The sequence below is a fragment of the Arthrobacter rhamnosi genome (genome assembly GCF_054510975.1).
Window position 1 is genome coordinate 142418 of the sequence record NZ_JBTNDN010000001.1, and the last position, 15510, is coordinate 157927.

Here is a 15510-nt window from a genome sequence, read left to right on the forward strand (position 1 = left end):
TCCGCAGGCCAGCGGCGAGAAGGGCGCGGCATCACGCTTTGATAACGGGTCCGGAGGCAAGGACGAGTGGGGCACCTGCCGGGCGCGCGGAGGAAGGCGCGTCGGAGGCTCGCGAGGAGGCCTCGCCGGGGCTCGCGAGGAGGCCTTGCCGGGGCTCGCGAGGAGGGACAGACGGCGCTACGGGGCGGAGTCCAGGCCTGCCCAGGCCCTGGCGTAGAACAACGGGGACAGCGAGTTGAGCAGCTCGCTGTAGGCAGCCGGGCCCATCCCCTGGGCCGAGCCGGCCGGGACCTCGGGGGCGAAGGCTGACACGCCCAGCCCGGCCTGGGAGTCCTGCAGGGTCAGGCCGGCGGCCTCCAGGATGGTGGGGTACAGATTCAGCTGGTCCACGCGGGGGCGCAGCGCAGGCGTGCCGCCCGGAACCCAGACCCGGTTGAAGACGGTGCGGTTCTCGTGGTGGTCCAGCTGCTCGTGGAACGCGTCACCCGCGCTCATGTGCTTGAGGTGGTCGCCGGTGATCACCACGGCGGTGTCCTCGAGGTAGCCCTTCTGCCGCATGTAGTCCACGAATCCGGCGACCTGCGTCATGGAGCAGGAGTACACGGAGGTGACCACGTTCTCGGTGTCCACGTCGCAGTAGTCGTAGACGAACACCGGCTCGTGGGTGTCCAGGGTCAGCATGGACAGGTTGAACGGCTCGCCGGTGCGCTCCGCCTCGGCGTGCAGCCGGTCGATCTCGTCCCGGGCGTTCGCCATCAGGCGTTCATCGCTCAGGCCCCAGTCGCCGCGGAAGCTCCTCGCCTGTTCCCCGGCGGCCCGCCAGTCTGCGAGGTCCTTCTCCTCGGAGTAGCCGTGGGTCTCCAGGAAGACGTCCTTCGCGGCGAAGGAGGCATTGGCACCGCCCAGGAAGGTGCTGGTGTAACCGTGATCGGCCAGGACGTCGCCCACGCAGGTCAGCCCGCCCAGGTAGGTGTCGGCGCCGCCGCCGAGGTCGTTCGAGGGCGCGCTGCTACCCGCGGCGGTGTCGGCTCCCTTCAGCGGGACGCCGCACTGCGTCCCGACGAGGCCGGCCATGGTCCAGCCCCCGCCCTCGTACTGCTGGAGGTCCTCCACGCTCTGCCAGCCGTCGGTGGCACGGGTGACCTCCTTGAGGGGGGCGAATGCATCCTTCTCGAAGAGCTGCTCGTCCTCGAGGGTGGCCTCACCGGACTCGAGGTAGATCAGTACCAGGTTGCGCTTGTCCGCGTCGCCGGTCACGACCGGTTCCCGATAGTAGTCGCCGAGGTCGTAGTCGGAGTTCGCCGCCCTGATGTAGTCCCCCATGCCCACCGCCGTGGAGAAAGCCGTGGCCCCGCCGAGGACCACCGCGGCCACCAGGGCCGTGGAGACGGTGCGCAGGATCCACTGCCGGCCGCCCACACGGGGCGCCTCGCCCCCGCGGTGGCGCGCGCGGTGCAGCTCGTTTCCGCCGGAGCGGCGCGCGGGGCGCACCTCGTCCCTGCGGCGGCGCGCGCGGCGCCGGTAGTGCTGCCACACGGCGATCCCGACGGTGATGAGCACGGGTGCGACGCCGACGCCCAGGATGCCGATCCACACGACGGACCCGCCGCCCCCGTCGGTCTCCACGGAGACGAGGTTCATGAGCATCTGGCTGACGGAGATCGTGCCCCAGTAGAAGCGGATGCCCGCGGCGGCGATGAGCAGGGCCAGCCCCGCCCAGATCAGGACGTAGACCAGGACGTGCCCCAGGGCGATGCCGACCCGTCGGGTCAGGTGGAGAATCCGGCCAGACATGGCAACACCTCGCGTTCCAGATGCCCGGGGTTTCGCCGAACGCCTTGACATCGGGCCCGTTCTCGGGCCCATAGCAGACTAGTGCCGTTACACTACCCGCTCAACCGGGGAGGCCCGGACGGTGAGCGGGGCCGGCTACTCGGTAGAGGCCAGGAGCTTGGACCTCAGTTCGCGGCGTTCGCGCTGCTTCTCCGGATCCGGCAGCGGTACGGCCGCGAGCAGGCGCTGCGTGTAGGGGTCCTGGGGGCTGCGCAGGATCTGGTCGCGGGTGCCCTGCTCCACGATCCGGCCGCGCTTCATCACGCAGATGTAGTCGGCGAGCACATCGACGACGGCGAGGTCGTGCGTGACGAAGAGGCAGGCGAACCCGAGTTCGCGCTGCAGGTTCTGGAAGAGCTCCAGGACCTTCGCCTGCACGGACACGTCCAGGGCCGACGTCGGCTCGTCCGCTACCATCAGCTTCGGCTTGAGCGACAGCGCGCGTGCGATCCCGACGCGCTGCTTCTGCCCGCCGGAGAGTTCATGCGGATACCGGTTCCGGTAGGAGCGCGGGAGCTCGACCTGGTCGAGGAGGCTCTCGATGCGCTTCTGCAGCGCACCACCCTTGGCCTCGCCGGCGAGGAACATCGGCTCACCGATGCTCTCACCGATCGGGAGCCGGGGATTCAGCGACGACGACGGATCCTGGAACACCATGCCGACGTGGCGCCGCACCTTGACGAGTTCCTTCGAGGTGGGCCGGAAGCCCGAGATGTCGGTGCCGACGACCTTCAGCGAACCCTCCGCGACCGGCAGCAGCCCGACCGCGGCCCGGCCGATCGTCGTCTTGCCCGAGCCCGACTCCCCGACGAGACCGATGACCTGGCCCGGGTGGACGGTGAGATTGGCGCCCTCGACGGCGCGGAACGCGGGGACCCTGCCCTGCTTGGGGTACTCGATGGCGACGTCGACGAGCTCGAGCACTGCCTCGGCGGCCGGGTGCGCCACCGCCGAGTCCTCGGCGAGCTGGGCCAGCACTTCCTGCTCGCGTCGCGCGAGCTCGTCGCGGTCCACCGTCTGCAGTTCGGTGTGCGTCGCCGCCGCCAGCGCAGCGGTGATGTCGACGTCGTCGTTCCCGTCCCCCTGCCCCAGGTGGGGAACGGCGGCGAGCAGCTCCCGGGTGTACTCGTGCTGAGGGTTGTTGAAGATCTGCTCGGCGGTGCCGGTCTCCACGATGCGCCCCTTGCGCATGACGGCGATCCGGTCGGCGAGGTCCGCCACCACGCCCATGTCATGCGTGATCAGGACGATCGCGCTGTTGAGCTGGTTCCGCAGGTTGCGCATCAGGTCCAGGATCTCGGCCTGCACGGTGACGTCGAGGGCCGTGGTGGGCTCGTCGGCGATCAGGAGCTTGGGATCGCAGGACAGCGACTGGGCGATCATCGCACGCTGGCGCTGGCCTCCGGAGAGCTGGTGGGGGTAGGACCGGAAGGCCTTGTCCGGATCGGGCAGCTCCACCAGCTGCAGCAGGCGGAGTGCACGCTGCTTCGCCTCGTCCGGCGAGATCTCATTGTGCAGGCGCAGCGTCTCCACGATCTGGAAACCCACCGTGTAGACGGGATTCAGCGCCGTCATGGGCTCCTGGAAGATGACGGCTACGTCGTTGCCGCGGATCTGGCGCAGCTTGGCGGGTGACATCGTCAGGACGGATGTGCCGTTGAGCAGCACCTCACCCGTGACGCGGCTGTTGGAGGGCAGCAGTCCGAGCAGGGACATGGAGCTGGCACTCTTGCCGGAACCGGACTCCCCCACGATGGCGAGCACCTCGCCGGCCTTCACCTCGTAGTTGAGGTCGATGGCCGCCGGGACCCACTTCTTGTCGACGCCGAAGTCGACACTGAGGTTCCGCACCTCGAGGACGGGCCCCTGGGACGACGATCGGTCCGCGCCGGAGTCTCCGATGCCACCGATGACCTGAGTACTCATGACGTGATCTCCTTCGTGACGGAGACGCCGCGGGACCGCGGGCGCTCCTGGATTGCCGCGGACGGCTGCAGTGCTGGGACTATGGAGCCATGGGACGCTCGATCGACGTGGCCGGGGCCACCGTTTTCAAGCCGCGCACGAGTGGATGGTTCACAGGCATCGCCGTACTCGTCGCCGGAGGTGGCCTGGTGTCCGTCGTCGCGACCGAGGGGCCGGCCGGCCTGCCGGCAGGCTGGCCGCTTCTCGGCATCGCGTACGTCGGATGGTGGCTGTTCTGGTACCCGGCGGTGGTGTTCGCCGAGGACTCGGTCACCCTCCGCAATCCCCTGGCGACCGTCCGCGTACCCTGGGCCGCGCTGATCGACGTCGACACCAAGTACGCGCTCAAGCTGGTGACGCCGTCGGGCTCCTTCACGGCCTGGGCGGCGCCCGCTCCCGGAGTCTGGGGAACCCATGCCGGCAAGCCCGAGCACGTGACGAATCTGCCCTCCACCAGCTATGGCCCCGGCCGGTCGATCCGTCCGGGGGACCTCAAGAACACCGATTCGGGCTACGCCGCCTACCTGGTCCGCTCCCGCTGGCAGGACCTGGTGGAGAGCGGCGCCGTCGACGTCGACCAGCCGGCACCCGTGCGCCGCACGTGGAACTGGCGGCACCTCGCCGCGGCCGCGCTGCTGGTTGCAGCGACTGCCGTCTCGCTGTACCTGGCACCCTAGCGACGTCCTCACGCGGCTGCGGGCTTCTCTGCGTCCTTGGCCCGGCCGGCATTGAACTTCTTCTGCCGCGGGTCGAAGGCGTCGCGCAGGCCGTCGCCGATGAAGTTGATGCACAGGCAGATGAGCACGATGAACAGGCCGGGGAACCAGAACAGCCACGGGCGGGTCTGGAAGGCTTCCTGGTTCTGGCTGATGATCAGGCCCAGGGACACGTCCGGTGCCTTCACTCCGAAGCCGATGTAACTCAGCGCCGTCTCCAGCAGGATGGCCGAGGACATGAGCAGTGTGGTGTTCACGATGATGACACCGACCGCGTTGGGCAGGATGTGCTTGAAGATGATCCGCCTGTTGGATGCTCCTGCGATCTTGGCCGCGTCGACGAACTCGCGTTCACGGAGCGTCAGGAACTCACCGCGGACGAGCCGTGCGAGGCCGGTCCACAGCACGAGCCCGAGGAAGAGACCGAGAAGCCATATCTGGGCTCCCGAGCCGACGTAGCGGTTGACCGCCTGACCGAGCGTCGCAGCCGCGAGGACCACGGGGATGATGATGACGATGTCCGTGAAGCGCATCAGCACCGCTTCCGGCCAGCCGCGGAAGTACCCCGAGCACGCACCGATCACGACGCCGACCAGGCCGGCGAGCACGCCGATGATGAACATGATGATGATCGAGTTCTGCGTCCCGCGCATCGTCATGGCGAAGTAGTCGCGCCCGATCGAGTCCTGGCCGAAGGGGTGGTCGCCCCAGCTGAACGGGCCGGTGATGGTCGGCGCGCCGCCGCCGAGCAGGGGCAGGAACTCCGTGTGGTTGTACTTCCACCAGCCCGGTATGCCGGCGAAGCCCACGGAGGTGAACGCCATCAGGAAGATGATGGCGAACACGACGAGGCTGATGATCGCGGCCGTGTTGTCGAAGAACTTCCGGCGGACGATCTGGCCCTGGGACAGGCCCTTGGCCTCCTGATCCGCAGCCGGCGTCGGACCTGCGGCGGGCGTGGGATCCGCATCGGGCGTCTCATCGGCATGCACCGGCCCCGTGACGGTCGACGTCGAACGGTCCGGGACGTCCGAGGGACTCTGCGTCGTCATGCTTTCACCCTTACGCGAGGATCGAGGAACGAGTACACGATGTCGGCCACGAGGTTGAACACCAGAGCCAGGATGCCCGCCACCAGGAAGAAGCCCATGATGGGATCGGGGTCGGTGCGCTGCAGCGCCTGCACGAAGAGCTGCCCCATCCCGGCGAAGGCGAACACCTGCTCGGTGATGATCGCGCCGCCGATGAGCGCCCCGATGTCGAAGGCCACGAGGGTGGCCAGGGGGATGAGCGCGTTGCGGAAGGCATGGCGCATGACCACTGTCCGCTCGCTGAGTCCCTTCGCGCGGGCCGTGCGGATGTAGTCCATGTTCATGATCTCCAGCATGGAGGCACGGGAGTACCGGCTGTAGCTCGCGAGCGAGGCGAGCAGCAGTGCGAGGGTGGGCAGCAGGAGGTGCGTGAACGTGTCCAGGCCGTTGACCCAGAACGTGCCGTCGAGGCCAGGGGTCTCGGCTCCCACCGTGGCGATCGGCCTCCCGCGCACGCGCGGGTTGCTGACGTAGGACGGCCACGTCACCATGAACCGGTCCACCACGATGAGGAAGCCCATCAGCAGGCCCGTCAGCGCGGCAGCCCGCATGCTCTGTCCGCGGTCGTACCCACCCATGAGGTAGCCGACGGCCAGGCCCACGAGCACCGTGACGATCGCGAAGACCACGATCATCCAGGCGGTCGCGGCATTCAGGATCGGGTTGACCACGTAGTAGGCGACGAGGCCGAGCGCCACCATGATCAGCGCCGAGAACAGGGCCTTGCGGTTCCGCAGGCCGGCGGTGAGCAGCACGACGCCGATGGCGATGCCGACTCCGGTGATGAGGATGATGATGGGTCCGAGCCCCGGGCTGGAGAACCAGTCGACGAGGTCGAGGACGAACAGGAGGACCGCGGCGACGACGGCGCCCAGGAGGAACGCGATGCCCTTGCGTTTCCACGATCTACTCGCGAACAGCGCCCAGATGAGTCCGCTGGCTATCGCCACGACGATGATCGTCGATCCGGGTATCTCCGGATCGGCGAGGAAGTTGTTGAACCCGATGGCGCCGAATTCCTTGAGCAGGACGGCCAGCCAGAAGATCGGGAGCGAGAAGAACAGGAAGGACATGAAGGTCACGCCGTAGTCCAGGCCGCTGTACTGCCGCAGGGCCGTGATGATGCCCAGGGAGATGCCGATGATGATGGCGAGGACAGTGGCGGTGGTGACGAGCGTGATGGTGTTCCCCATGGCCCTCGCGAGCGAGGTGGTGACGGATTCGCCCTGGATGCTCGCGCCGAGGTCGCAGGAGGCGGCGAAGGGGACCAGGCACTTCGCGGCACCTGCCAGCCAGCCGAAGTACCGGAGGGGGGCCGGGGTGTTGAGGTCGAGGAGTTCCGTGCGGGCCTGGATGAGCTGCTCGCGGTTCGGGGCATTGCTCGCCCGGAGGTCCTCGAGCGGGTCCCCTGACAGGGCGGTGAGCTGGTAGACGACGAAGGACGCGCCGAAGAGGATGAGGACGGCCGTCAGCAGACGTCGGACGATGTAGGTCACCATGGGTTTTCACGCCTCACGATCGGATGCGGGTGGGTGTTCCCGTGCTTTCGCTGAAGTGTAGTGCAGGGGCTGGAGTCGGCGGTGCGACTGCGGCGCGGCACATGGAGAAGGCGCCGGGACGGGCGAGTTCCCCGGTCCCGGCGCCTTCTCCTAGGAATGTGCTTGTTCCAGTGGGCGAGCTACTGGACGACTTCCCAGTCCCACAGGTTCCACCAGACGCCCGTCTGGTTCGGCATGTACTCAATGCCGGTGACGTTGTCGCTGTACGCGTCGACGCCGGGCACCTGGAACAGGGGCAGTCCGTATTTGGAGTCCCAGATCAGCTTGTCGATCTGGATCTGCAGGTCGTCCTGCTTGTCAGGGTCCGTCTCGACGATCAGCTGGTCCATCAGCTTGTCGGCCTCCGGGCTCGAGAACCCGTTGAAGTTGGAGCCGTTGCCGCTCTTGAAGATCTGCGGGACACCGGACACGCCGACACCCGAGTTGATCCAGCCGAAGATGGTCGCGTCGTAGGTGCCGTTGCCGAGCGCTGCTCCCCAGTCGGAGGCACCGAGGCCACCGTCGACGATCCTAAAGCCCGCCTGGGAGGCGGACTCGGCGATCAGCGTGTAGGAGTTGAGACGGTTCGGGTTGTCGCGGTTGTACATGATCCGGACCTCGGGCGTCGCTCCGGCGAGCAGTTCCTTGGCGCCTTCGATGTCGACCTCGGCGTAGGCCTCCGAGCCGTTGTTCGCGGCGGACTCCTCATAGGGCTCCTGGTCCGTGAGGAACAGCTGCGAGTCGAGGGGTTCCGCGTCCGGGTTCAGCTTCTTGATGATGGAGTCCACCAGCTGCTGGCGAGGCACCGTCTTCATGAAGGCCTCACGGACCTTCTCGTCCTTGAAGACGCCGCTGAAGTTCAGGTCGAGGTGGTCGTACGACAGCTGGTTGCCGCGTTCGACGGTGACACCCTCGAGCGCTTCGAGCTGCTCGACGGTATCGGCCGAGGCCTGCGGGGCGATGATGTCGACCTCGCCGTTCTGCAGCGCCTGGACCTGAGCAGGGGCCTCACCGATGTAGCGGACGGTGATCTCGTCCACCTTCGGCATCGGGCCCCAGGTGTAGTCCTCGTTGCGTGTCAGCGTCATCGACTGGTCCGGCGTGATGGCCGACGCGATGAAGGGACCGTTCGAGAGGAACAGCTGCGGATCGGTGGGCAGCGACTTGGTGTCGAAGCCCGTGTTCCAGAAGTCGGCCAGAGCCTGGATCTCGGGACGCTCGACGGGCTTCTCGGGGTCGCCTGCCGGTGCGGTCTGGATGAGCTCGATGAGCGCGTCCTCGTCGGCGAGACCGCCCTTCTCCGCGAGCACGTGGGCGGGAGTGGAGATACCGCCCTCGCTCATGAGGCCGAAGGCGACCTTGTAATCCGCGAAGGGCTCCGAGTAGTTCAGCGTGATCGAGCGGCCGTCGTCGCCGATCTCGGGGAGCTCGGTGAGGCCGAGGCCGCTCGTGTCACCGGCGTAGTCGAAGTAGGTGGCACCCGAGGTGACTTCGCCTGCGTCGTCGGTGGTGGCATCGTTGAAGTAGCCCGAGCCGATCACCCATGAGAGCAGCAGATCGCCGCCGTCGACCGGTTCGCCGTCGGACCAGGTGACATCCTCGTTGACCGTGTACTTCACGCTGAGGGGGTCCTCGGAGAGGACCTCCATGGAACCGAAATCCTTGTTCTCGACGACCTCGAGATCGTTGTTGATGTAGACGAAGCCGGAGTGGGTCGCGTAGGCGATCTTGCCGTTGATGTCCACGTTGCCCTCGGAGCTGTTCGAGTTGAACGAACTGAAGGCATTCACCTCCACGACGCGGATGTTGCCGCCCGATGCTTCGCCCTCGGCACTCTCCTCGGGTGTCTCAGTACCCGTATTGGCAGCGCAGGCACTGAGTGCGAGCGCTGCAGCAGCAGCGACCCCCACAGCTTTGGAAGTACGTCCGAAACGCATTCCGCCTCCTATTTCCTAGTGTGGTTCCAGCTTCACGCGGTGTTGCATGACAGCCGACACGCGACCCCGGGGGGGGTGACGCCACTCACGTGTGCAAAAGCCTAGGGGCACTTTGTTACCAGCAGGTATCCCTTGCCCGGACTGCTCCCGTGTTGTTATCGAGATGCAACCAAATGTTTCCGGGCCTTTCCCCGGTCCTTCCCGGCTGGACGTGGTGCCGCCCCCTGGTGCCCGCTCCGTGCCGCCCCTTGATATCGTCCTCGACTCGGTGTTTTGCTAGGGAGGCCCGGCGGCAGCGGCTGCCGGGGTGGCGGGAGCGCACGGGCCGCCGCGGAGCCTCGGTCGGGACGGACAGGGAGTCATCATGGCGTGGCTTTTCGTGGACAGGCACGCAGCGGTCTGGGACGACGACGCGAATGTCCAGGCCGCGATCGGAGCGCTCAAGGTACGGCTGGACCAGCACGCCGAGGTTCACCTGTCCATCCAGAGCAAGGGGCTGAAGGGACCCGTGTTCGTCATCACCCCGGACACCGTGCTGAGTTCCCCGGAGCTGAGCAACCGCTTCAACGCGGACCTCTTCGCGGAGCTCACGACGCCGACCGCCCGGAACAGCCCGACGATCCACTGGTTCTCCGACGGCCGCGGATTCGTGTCGGAAACCACCAGCCGCATGTGGTGACCGGCGGGAAGCCTGCCGCATAGTCTGGGGATCAGCCGTCCGCCGATGTGAAGAGGAAGTCCATGCCCGACTCCACCCGCCCGCTCCGCAAGCTGGGATTCCTCACCATCGGCCTGTTCGATCCGGCGGATCCGGCTGCGGGGCACGAAGCGACACTGCGGATCATCGAACTCGGCGAGCGCCTGGGCTTCGACAGCGCCTGGCTGCGCCACCGCCATCTGCAGTTCGGCATCTCCTCCCCCATTGCGATGATGGCCGCCGCGGGCCAGCGCACCTCCCGGATCGAGATCGGAACAGCCGTGACCCCACTGGGCTGGGAGAACCCCCTGCGCCTGGCCGAGGACCTCGCCACCGTCGATCTGCTCGCCGGCGGACGCATCAACCCTGGCCTGAGCGTCGGTGAGCCGATGCACTACGACACCGTGAAACACGAGCTGTACCCGGACTCCTGGGAGGTGGAGGACTTCGGCTACGCACGCGTGGAGCGGCTCGCCCGTCTGGTCGCAGGGGAACCGGTCCGGGACTTCTCCGGCCGGCAGGGGGTCGTCGAGGAATTCTCCTCGCGGGTCGAGCCTCACTCGCCCGGGCTGCGGCAACGCCTCTGGTACGGCGCGGGAAGCAGGAAATCGGCTGTCTGGGCCGGGGCGAACGGCTTCAACCTGCTCTCCAGCAGCGTCATCTTCCCCGAGAATGATCAGGAACCGGATTTCGCCCGCATCCAGCAATCCCAGATCCGTGCTTACCGCGAAGCTGCCGCCGCGTCATCCCCTGCCCTCGGATCGGCCCGGGTATCGCAGGGCCTGGTGGTGATCCCGACCGATTCGGCGTCGTCGGACCAGCGGGAGAAGTACCAGCGGTACGTCGACCAACGCCTCCCCCGGACGCGCGCACCCCAGGGGCCCAAAGGAATGCTGTTCGCCCCGGACCTCATCGGGACGAGCGATGAGATCGCCGAGCAGCTGTATGCGCATGCGGGGTTCCAGGAGGTCGACGAGGTGGCGTTCGCCCTGCCCTTCAGCTTCGACCACGGGGACTACGTCCAGATCCTCACCGACATGGCCGAGAAACTGGGGCCCGCCCTCGGCTGGACTCCTTCGGGTGCCGGGCAGGGCATCGAGTAGGTCGTTCCGTGCGGCGTGCGCAGCGGGAGTATACGTCGACGGTAGCTGCGGTGTGAGCCGGATTGCACGCGGGGATTCGCCTAGCCTTGATACTGACGAATTCGACCTTCGAGGCATCCTTGGCGACCCTGTCTGCACGAGCACCAGCCGTTCCAGCGACCCGATCCGGAGCCATCGACGCACTCCGGGTCCTCGCGGTCGTCGCCGTCGTCGCAGGGCACGTCTGGTCGGGCCCGCTCGTCGACGCCGGCCTCTACACCTGGCACGTCCCTGCGTTCCTCCTGCTCTCCGGGTACCTCTGGAAGAGCCGCGAACCGGGCGCGCCACGGCCCGTCGCGGCGGAAGCCGGGAAGCGATTTCGAACCATCATGGTCCCCTATTGCGCGTGGCTGGTCGGAACGCTCCTCGTTCATGTCCCCATCCACCTCCACCGCGGCACCCTGACGAGTGACGCCGTGATCCTGCCTCTCGTCGGCGGATCCCTCAATGCGGGACCCTTCGGTGCCTACTGGTTCATGAGTGCACTGTTCCTCTCGGCCGTCATGTTCCGGGCACTGGAGCGCGTACCCCTTGTCCTGCGGGTCGCACTGATCGCGGGGATCACGGTGGTCCTCCACCTGTACGGGGACGTCCTCGCCCCGCTGCCCCTGTCACTCGGGGTCGCCGGCTCCGCGCTCGTCTTCCTGCTCGCCGGACAGGCCCTCCGACACGTCCGCACCCGGGTGGAAGCACCGATCCTGTGCGGCACGGTGTGCCTGTTGGCGGGTGCGGCACCTGTCCTCACCGGGACATCGGCCCCGCTGGACCTGAAGTACAACGAGCTCGGCACTCCGGTCCTCAGCGTCGTCGTCGCGGTGCTGATCAGCTCCGGCCTCCTCCTGATCCTCGAGGGCGTGTTCTCACGGCTGCCGGCATGGGCTCACGCACTGTCCACGAAGCTCGCCGCGGGCTGCCTGATGGTGGTGCTGACGCACACGTACGTGCTGTGGTTGCTCCCTGTTCCCGACACGGAGCGGCAGTTCTGGGTACTGATCGCGGCACTGGTCCTGCCGTGGTCCGTGGCGATGATCCTCCACCGGACGCCGCTCTCCCGGATCTTCCTCGGAGCACCACGGGCGACCTGACCAGGACTCCTACCGGCCGGCGGCTCCGTACACGCGGACCCAGTCCACTCGCATCTCGCCGGCGCCGTCAGCGGTGCCGTCCGGGAACCAGTCCAGTTGCAGCGTCTGGTGCATCGGACCGGGAGGCTGGTGCGCGGGGTCGTTGTCCTCGAACCACTTCACCCCATCGATGTACCCGACGATCCCCCGCGGGGACCAATCGACCGCGTAGTTGTGGAACGTCGTGACGTCCAGGGCCTTGGACGCCGACGTCTGCGCATTCGAACAGCCATGGTGGTGGAAGAACTTGATGACGTTCCAGTCGCCCGTCGTCTCCGCGTAGTCGACCTCGCCGTCGCAGGGCCAGTTCCCACTGTCCGGCCACAGGATGGAGACCAGATGGTATTCGTCATCACCGGACCCGGCTGCCCGGACTTCCCACCGCCCGTACTTCTGGCGTGCGAACTTGGCACTCATGCCGGCGGTCGTGCCATCCGAGGTTCCGGTCATGACCATCCGGGAACCGTCCACGGTCACCTGCCGTGGACTCCGGGTACCCTTGCCCGCGTGCCCGGCGCTGTTGTAGATCCTCCACTTGGTCGCGTCCGGCGCACCGGTGTAATTGAACTCGTCGCCCGCCACAGGTGCACCCCACCCCTGGACCACCGCCGCCTCCGTAGATGGTGCCGCCTCGGGTGCTGCCGCCTCGGGCGCTGCCGCCTCGGGCGCGGTCGTCGCTGTGGTGCGTGCCGTTGTCGGAGTGATGAGTGCCGACCCCACCAGAAGGGAGGATGCGATCACTGCGCATTGACGCCACGACATCAGGCCGCCCCTCTCATGCCTGGGCCCGGGGAGGCGTCGGCCCAGGAGCGCTCACCGTCCGACCCCAGCTATGCCGAAGCGTAGGGCAGAAGCGGAAGGGTCAGCAACCGATGCCTTCGACCACGCGACGAGTGGACGCCCAGGCACTCGTGGGCACTCGTGCCGACCGGTACCGCACCATCCTCGATCTCCTGGCGGAGCGCGCCTGGGTCAGACGTTGAAGCGGAACTCCACGACGTCGCCGTCGGCCATGACGTACTCCTTGCCCTCGATGCGCACCTTGCCGCGGGACTTGGCTTCGGCCATCGTCCGGGCTTCCATGAGGTCCTCGAAGTGGACGACCTCGGCCTTGATGAAGCCGCGCTGGAAATCGGAGTGGATGACCCCTGCCGCCTCCGGGGCCGTGGCACCCTTCTTGATCGTCCAGGCGCGGGTCTCCTTGGGACCGGCGGTGAGGTAGGTCTGCAGTCCGAGGGTATGGAATCCGACGCGTGCCAGCTGATCCAGCCCCGACTCCTCCTGGCCGTTCATCTCGAGCATCTCGCGGGCCTCCGCCTCGTCGAGCTCCACGAGGTCGGCCTCGAGCTTGGCGTCGAGGAAGATGGCGTCCGCGGGGGCCACGAGCTGGCGGAGCTCCTCCTGGCGCTCCGGGTTCCCGAGCACCGCGTCGTCGACGTTGAAGACGTAGATGAAGGGCTTGGCGGTGAGCAGGCTCAGCTCACGCAGGTGGTCCATCTCGAGCTTGTCGCTCTTCACCGAGGAGAAGATCGTGTCACCGCGTTCGAGGACGGCCTGCGCGGCCTGCATGGCGGCGAGCTGTGCAGCCTCGCGCTTCTTGATCTTCACTTCCTTCTCGACGCGCGGGATGGCCTTCTCGAGCGTCTGCAGGTCGGCGAGGATCAGCTCGGTGTTGATGGTCTCCATGTCGGAGCGGGGGTCGACCTTGCCGTCGACGTGGATGACGTCCGGATCGTCGAAGACGCGGATGACCTGCGCGATGGCCTCGGCCTCACGGATGTTCGCGAGGAACTGGTTGCCGAGGCCCTCACCCTCGGAGGCCCCCTTGACGATGCCGGCGATGTCGACGAAGGAGACGGTGGCCGGCAGGATCTGCTTCGACCCGAAGACCTCGGCGAGCTGGGCGAGGCGCGGGTCCGGCAGGCTGACCACGCCGACATTCGGCTCGATGGTCGCGAACGGGTAGTTCGCCGCCAGGACGTTGTTGCGCGTCAGCGCGTTGAAGAGGGTTGATTTGCCGACGTTGGGCAGTCCGACGATGCCGATAGTAAGAGCCACGGGAGACAAGTCTACCGGGCAGCCGAGGGCCGCCCGGCGGTGTCGTGTCCGCCGAATGTCGGAGGTTCCTGCGACAGTGTGGACATGAGCACCACGGCCGTCCTCCTCGTTCTCCTCGCCTTCGTCCTCGGGGGCGCCGTCGGCGCCTTCCTGGTGGCGCGCTATCTCACCCCGCGCACGGCGGACCTCCGTGCCGAGCTCGACGACGCGACAGCGCGCCTCGGGAGCACGACGACGGACCTGGCGGCAGCCGTCGCCCAGCGCGACCTCCTGCAGCAGCACAACCGCGAGCTGACCGGCAAGACGTCCACGGACAACGACGTCCTGCGTGCGCTCGCTCCCGTCGCGGAGAAGCTGACCCAGGTGCAGCGGCAGGTGGGCCTGCTCGAGCGCGACCGCCTGGAACAGTACGGGCAACTCGCACGGCAGCTCGAGGAGGCACGCGAAGCGGATGCACGCCTCCTTTCGACGACCTCCTCGCTCGCCGGCGCCCTGCGCAGCAACAGCGCACGCGGCCAGTGGGGTGAGATCCAGCTGCGCCGCGTCGTGGAGGCAGCCGGCATGCTCTCACGCGTGGACTTCCTGGAGCAGGTGTCCTTCAGCGCGGGCGACGACGGCGAGCGCGCCCGGCCGGACATGGTGGTGCAGCTTCCGGGCGACAAGCAACTGGTCATCGACGCCAAGGTGCCCCTGAGCGCCTTCCTCGCCGCGCAGGAGCTTGCGGGCACGGCCGGCAACGACGCCGACACGGCCGCCCTCGAGGCCCGGCGCGCCGAATTGCTCCGGCAGCACGGCAAGGCGCTCCGCGCCCATATCGACGCCCTGGCGCGGAAGAAGTACTGGGAAGGCGCCGCGAACTCCCCCGAGCTGGTCATCTGCTTCATCCCGGTCGAGTCGGTGCTCTCCGAAGCCCTGCGTGCCGATCCCGAACTGCTCGACTACGCCTTCGGCCAGAACGTCGCCCTCGCGTCACCGGTGTCCCTGCTCGGCATCCTCAAGGGTGCGGCCTTCAGCTGGCGGCAGGCCGTGCTCACCGACAACGCGCGTGAGCTCTTCGACCTGTCGAAGCAGCTGTACGAGCGCCTGGGCACCATGGGTGGGCACGTCACCCGCCTGGGAGCGTCCCTCAAGACCTCGGTGGAACGCTACAACTCCTTTGTGGGCGCCCTCGAATCCCGCGTGCTTCCCACGGCCCGGCGCATCGGGGCGTTCGATTCGGCATCCCTGGACGTCGTCGATGCGGCGGCCGGTGGTGGGGAGGCAGGGGCCGACGTGAGTCTGCTCGGCACGGCCCGTGCGCAGCGCGCCGGTGCGCCGGGCGGCCCGGGCCAGGCCGCGATCGACGCCACTCCCCGCTCCCTGACGGCCCACGAGCTCCTCGACGGGACCGACGGGTAGGGAGCGCCGGG

General features: G+C 67.6%; 12 protein-coding genes. 5 read left to right on the top strand and 7 right to left on the bottom strand.

The features are described from left to right. Nucleotides 1-177 precede the first annotated feature (177 nt). Nucleotides 178-1794: a sulfatase-like hydrolase/transferase gene (locus ACX80J_RS00595; RefSeq protein WP_459346468.1), complete on the bottom strand. Its 1617-nt coding sequence runs from the start codon at nucleotides 1792-1794 to the stop codon at nucleotides 178-180. 135 nt (nucleotides 1795-1929) lie between these two features. Then, nucleotides 1930-3759, bottom strand: coding sequence for an ABC transporter ATP-binding protein (locus ACX80J_RS00600; RefSeq protein ID WP_459346469.1), 1830 nt, complete (start codon nucleotides 3757-3759; stop codon nucleotides 1930-1932). Between the two features lie 89 nt (nucleotides 3760-3848). Here ACX80J_RS00600 and ACX80J_RS00605 point away from each other — a divergent pair, with 89 nt between their 5' ends. Next, a complete protein-coding gene (locus tag ACX80J_RS00605) occupies nucleotides 3849-4475 on the top strand; it encodes a PH domain-containing protein (RefSeq protein ID WP_459346470.1) in 627 nt (208 codons plus the stop codon). Between the two features lie 8 nt (nucleotides 4476-4483). On the opposite strand, the gene ACX80J_RS00610 is transcribed toward ACX80J_RS00605, so the two are convergent. From ACX80J_RS00610 to ACX80J_RS00620, 3 genes are all read right to left on the bottom strand, one after another. Further along, entirely contained in the window at nucleotides 4484-5566 is a 1083-nt protein-coding gene (locus ACX80J_RS00610) for an ABC transporter permease (protein ID WP_459346471.1), read from the bottom strand. Further along, nucleotides 5563-7104: an ABC transporter permease gene (locus ACX80J_RS00615; RefSeq protein WP_459346472.1), complete on the bottom strand. Its 1542-nt coding sequence runs from the start codon at nucleotides 7102-7104 to the stop codon at nucleotides 5563-5565. Before ACX80J_RS00615 ends, ACX80J_RS00610 begins: the two co-directional genes overlap by 4 nt. Nucleotides 7105-7283: 179 nt before the next feature. Beyond that, complete coding sequence (locus ACX80J_RS00620) at nucleotides 7284-9080, bottom strand: ABC transporter family substrate-binding protein (protein WP_459346473.1); 1797 nt, start codon at nucleotides 9078-9080, stop codon at nucleotides 7284-7286. A gap of 364 nt (nucleotides 9081-9444) precedes the next feature. Between ACX80J_RS00620 and ACX80J_RS00625 the strand changes: the two genes are divergently transcribed. The 3 genes from ACX80J_RS00625 to ACX80J_RS00635 all read left to right on the top strand — a co-directional run bounded on the left by ACX80J_RS00625 (nucleotide 9445) and on the right by ACX80J_RS00635 (nucleotide 12004). Continuing rightward, complete coding sequence (locus tag ACX80J_RS00625) at nucleotides 9445-9759, top strand: hypothetical protein (protein ID WP_459346474.1); 315 nt, start codon at nucleotides 9445-9447, stop codon at nucleotides 9757-9759. Between the two features lie 62 nt (nucleotides 9760-9821). Further along, nucleotides 9822-10880, top strand: coding sequence for an LLM class flavin-dependent oxidoreductase (locus ACX80J_RS00630; RefSeq protein ID WP_459346475.1), 1059 nt, complete (start codon nucleotides 9822-9824; stop codon nucleotides 10878-10880). Between the two features lie 119 nt (nucleotides 10881-10999). Further along, the gene (locus tag ACX80J_RS00635) at nucleotides 11000-12004 is read left to right on the top strand and encodes an acyltransferase family protein (protein WP_459346476.1); all 1005 of its coding nucleotides are present in this window, start codon (nucleotides 11000-11002) and stop codon (nucleotides 12002-12004) included. A 9-nt stretch (nucleotides 12005-12013) separates the two neighbouring features. Here the strand turns inward: ACX80J_RS00635 and ACX80J_RS00640 are convergent, their stop codons facing one another. Both ACX80J_RS00640 and ychF read right to left on the bottom strand, forming a co-directional pair. Continuing rightward, on the bottom strand, nucleotides 12014-12805 hold the full coding sequence (locus ACX80J_RS00640; protein ID WP_459346477.1) for a glycoside hydrolase family 16 protein: 792 nt from the start codon (nucleotides 12803-12805) through the stop codon (nucleotides 12014-12016). Nucleotides 12806-13015: 210 nt separating this feature from the next. Further along, nucleotides 13016-14101, bottom strand: coding sequence for a redox-regulated ATPase YchF (gene ychF, locus ACX80J_RS00645; protein ID WP_459346478.1), 1086 nt, complete (start codon nucleotides 14099-14101; stop codon nucleotides 13016-13018). 84 nt (nucleotides 14102-14185) lie between these two features. Between ychF and ACX80J_RS00650 the strand changes: the two genes are divergently transcribed. Further along, nucleotides 14186-15499 (top strand): DNA recombination protein RmuC, encoded by a 1314-nt coding sequence (locus tag ACX80J_RS00650; RefSeq protein WP_459346479.1) that lies wholly within the window; start codon nucleotides 14186-14188, stop codon nucleotides 15497-15499. Nucleotides 15500-15510: the final 11 nt, after the last annotated feature.

Coding starts and splice junctions, on each gene's coding strand:
- ACX80J_RS00605 (WP_459346470.1), top strand. CDS start 3,849: ATGGGACGCTCGATCGACGTGGCCGGGGCCACCGTTTTCAAGCCGCGC.
- ACX80J_RS00615 (WP_459346472.1), bottom strand. CDS start 7,104: ATGGTGACCTACATCGTCCGACGTCTGCTGACGGCCGTCCTCATCCTC.
- ACX80J_RS00640 (WP_459346477.1), bottom strand. CDS start 12,805: ATGTCGTGGCGTCAATGCGCAGTGATCGCATCCTCCCTTCTGGTGGGG.
- ACX80J_RS00595 (WP_459346468.1), bottom strand. CDS start 1,794: ATGTCTGGCCGGATTCTCCACCTGACCCGACGGGTCGGCATCGCCCTG.
- ACX80J_RS00625 (WP_459346474.1), top strand. CDS start 9,445: ATGGCGTGGCTTTTCGTGGACAGGCACGCAGCGGTCTGGGACGACGAC.
- ACX80J_RS00650 (WP_459346479.1), top strand. CDS start 14,186: ATGAGCACCACGGCCGTCCTCCTCGTTCTCCTCGCCTTCGTCCTCGGG.
- ACX80J_RS00600 (WP_459346469.1), bottom strand. CDS start 3,759: ATGAGTACTCAGGTCATCGGTGGCATCGGAGACTCCGGCGCGGACCGA.
- ACX80J_RS00610 (WP_459346471.1), bottom strand. CDS start 5,566: ATGACGACGCAGAGTCCCTCGGACGTCCCGGACCGTTCGACGTCGACC.
- ACX80J_RS00620 (WP_459346473.1), bottom strand. CDS start 9,080: ATGCGTTTCGGACGTACTTCCAAAGCTGTGGGGGTCGCTGCTGCTGCA.
- ACX80J_RS00630 (WP_459346475.1), top strand. CDS start 9,822: ATGCCCGACTCCACCCGCCCGCTCCGCAAGCTGGGATTCCTCACCATC.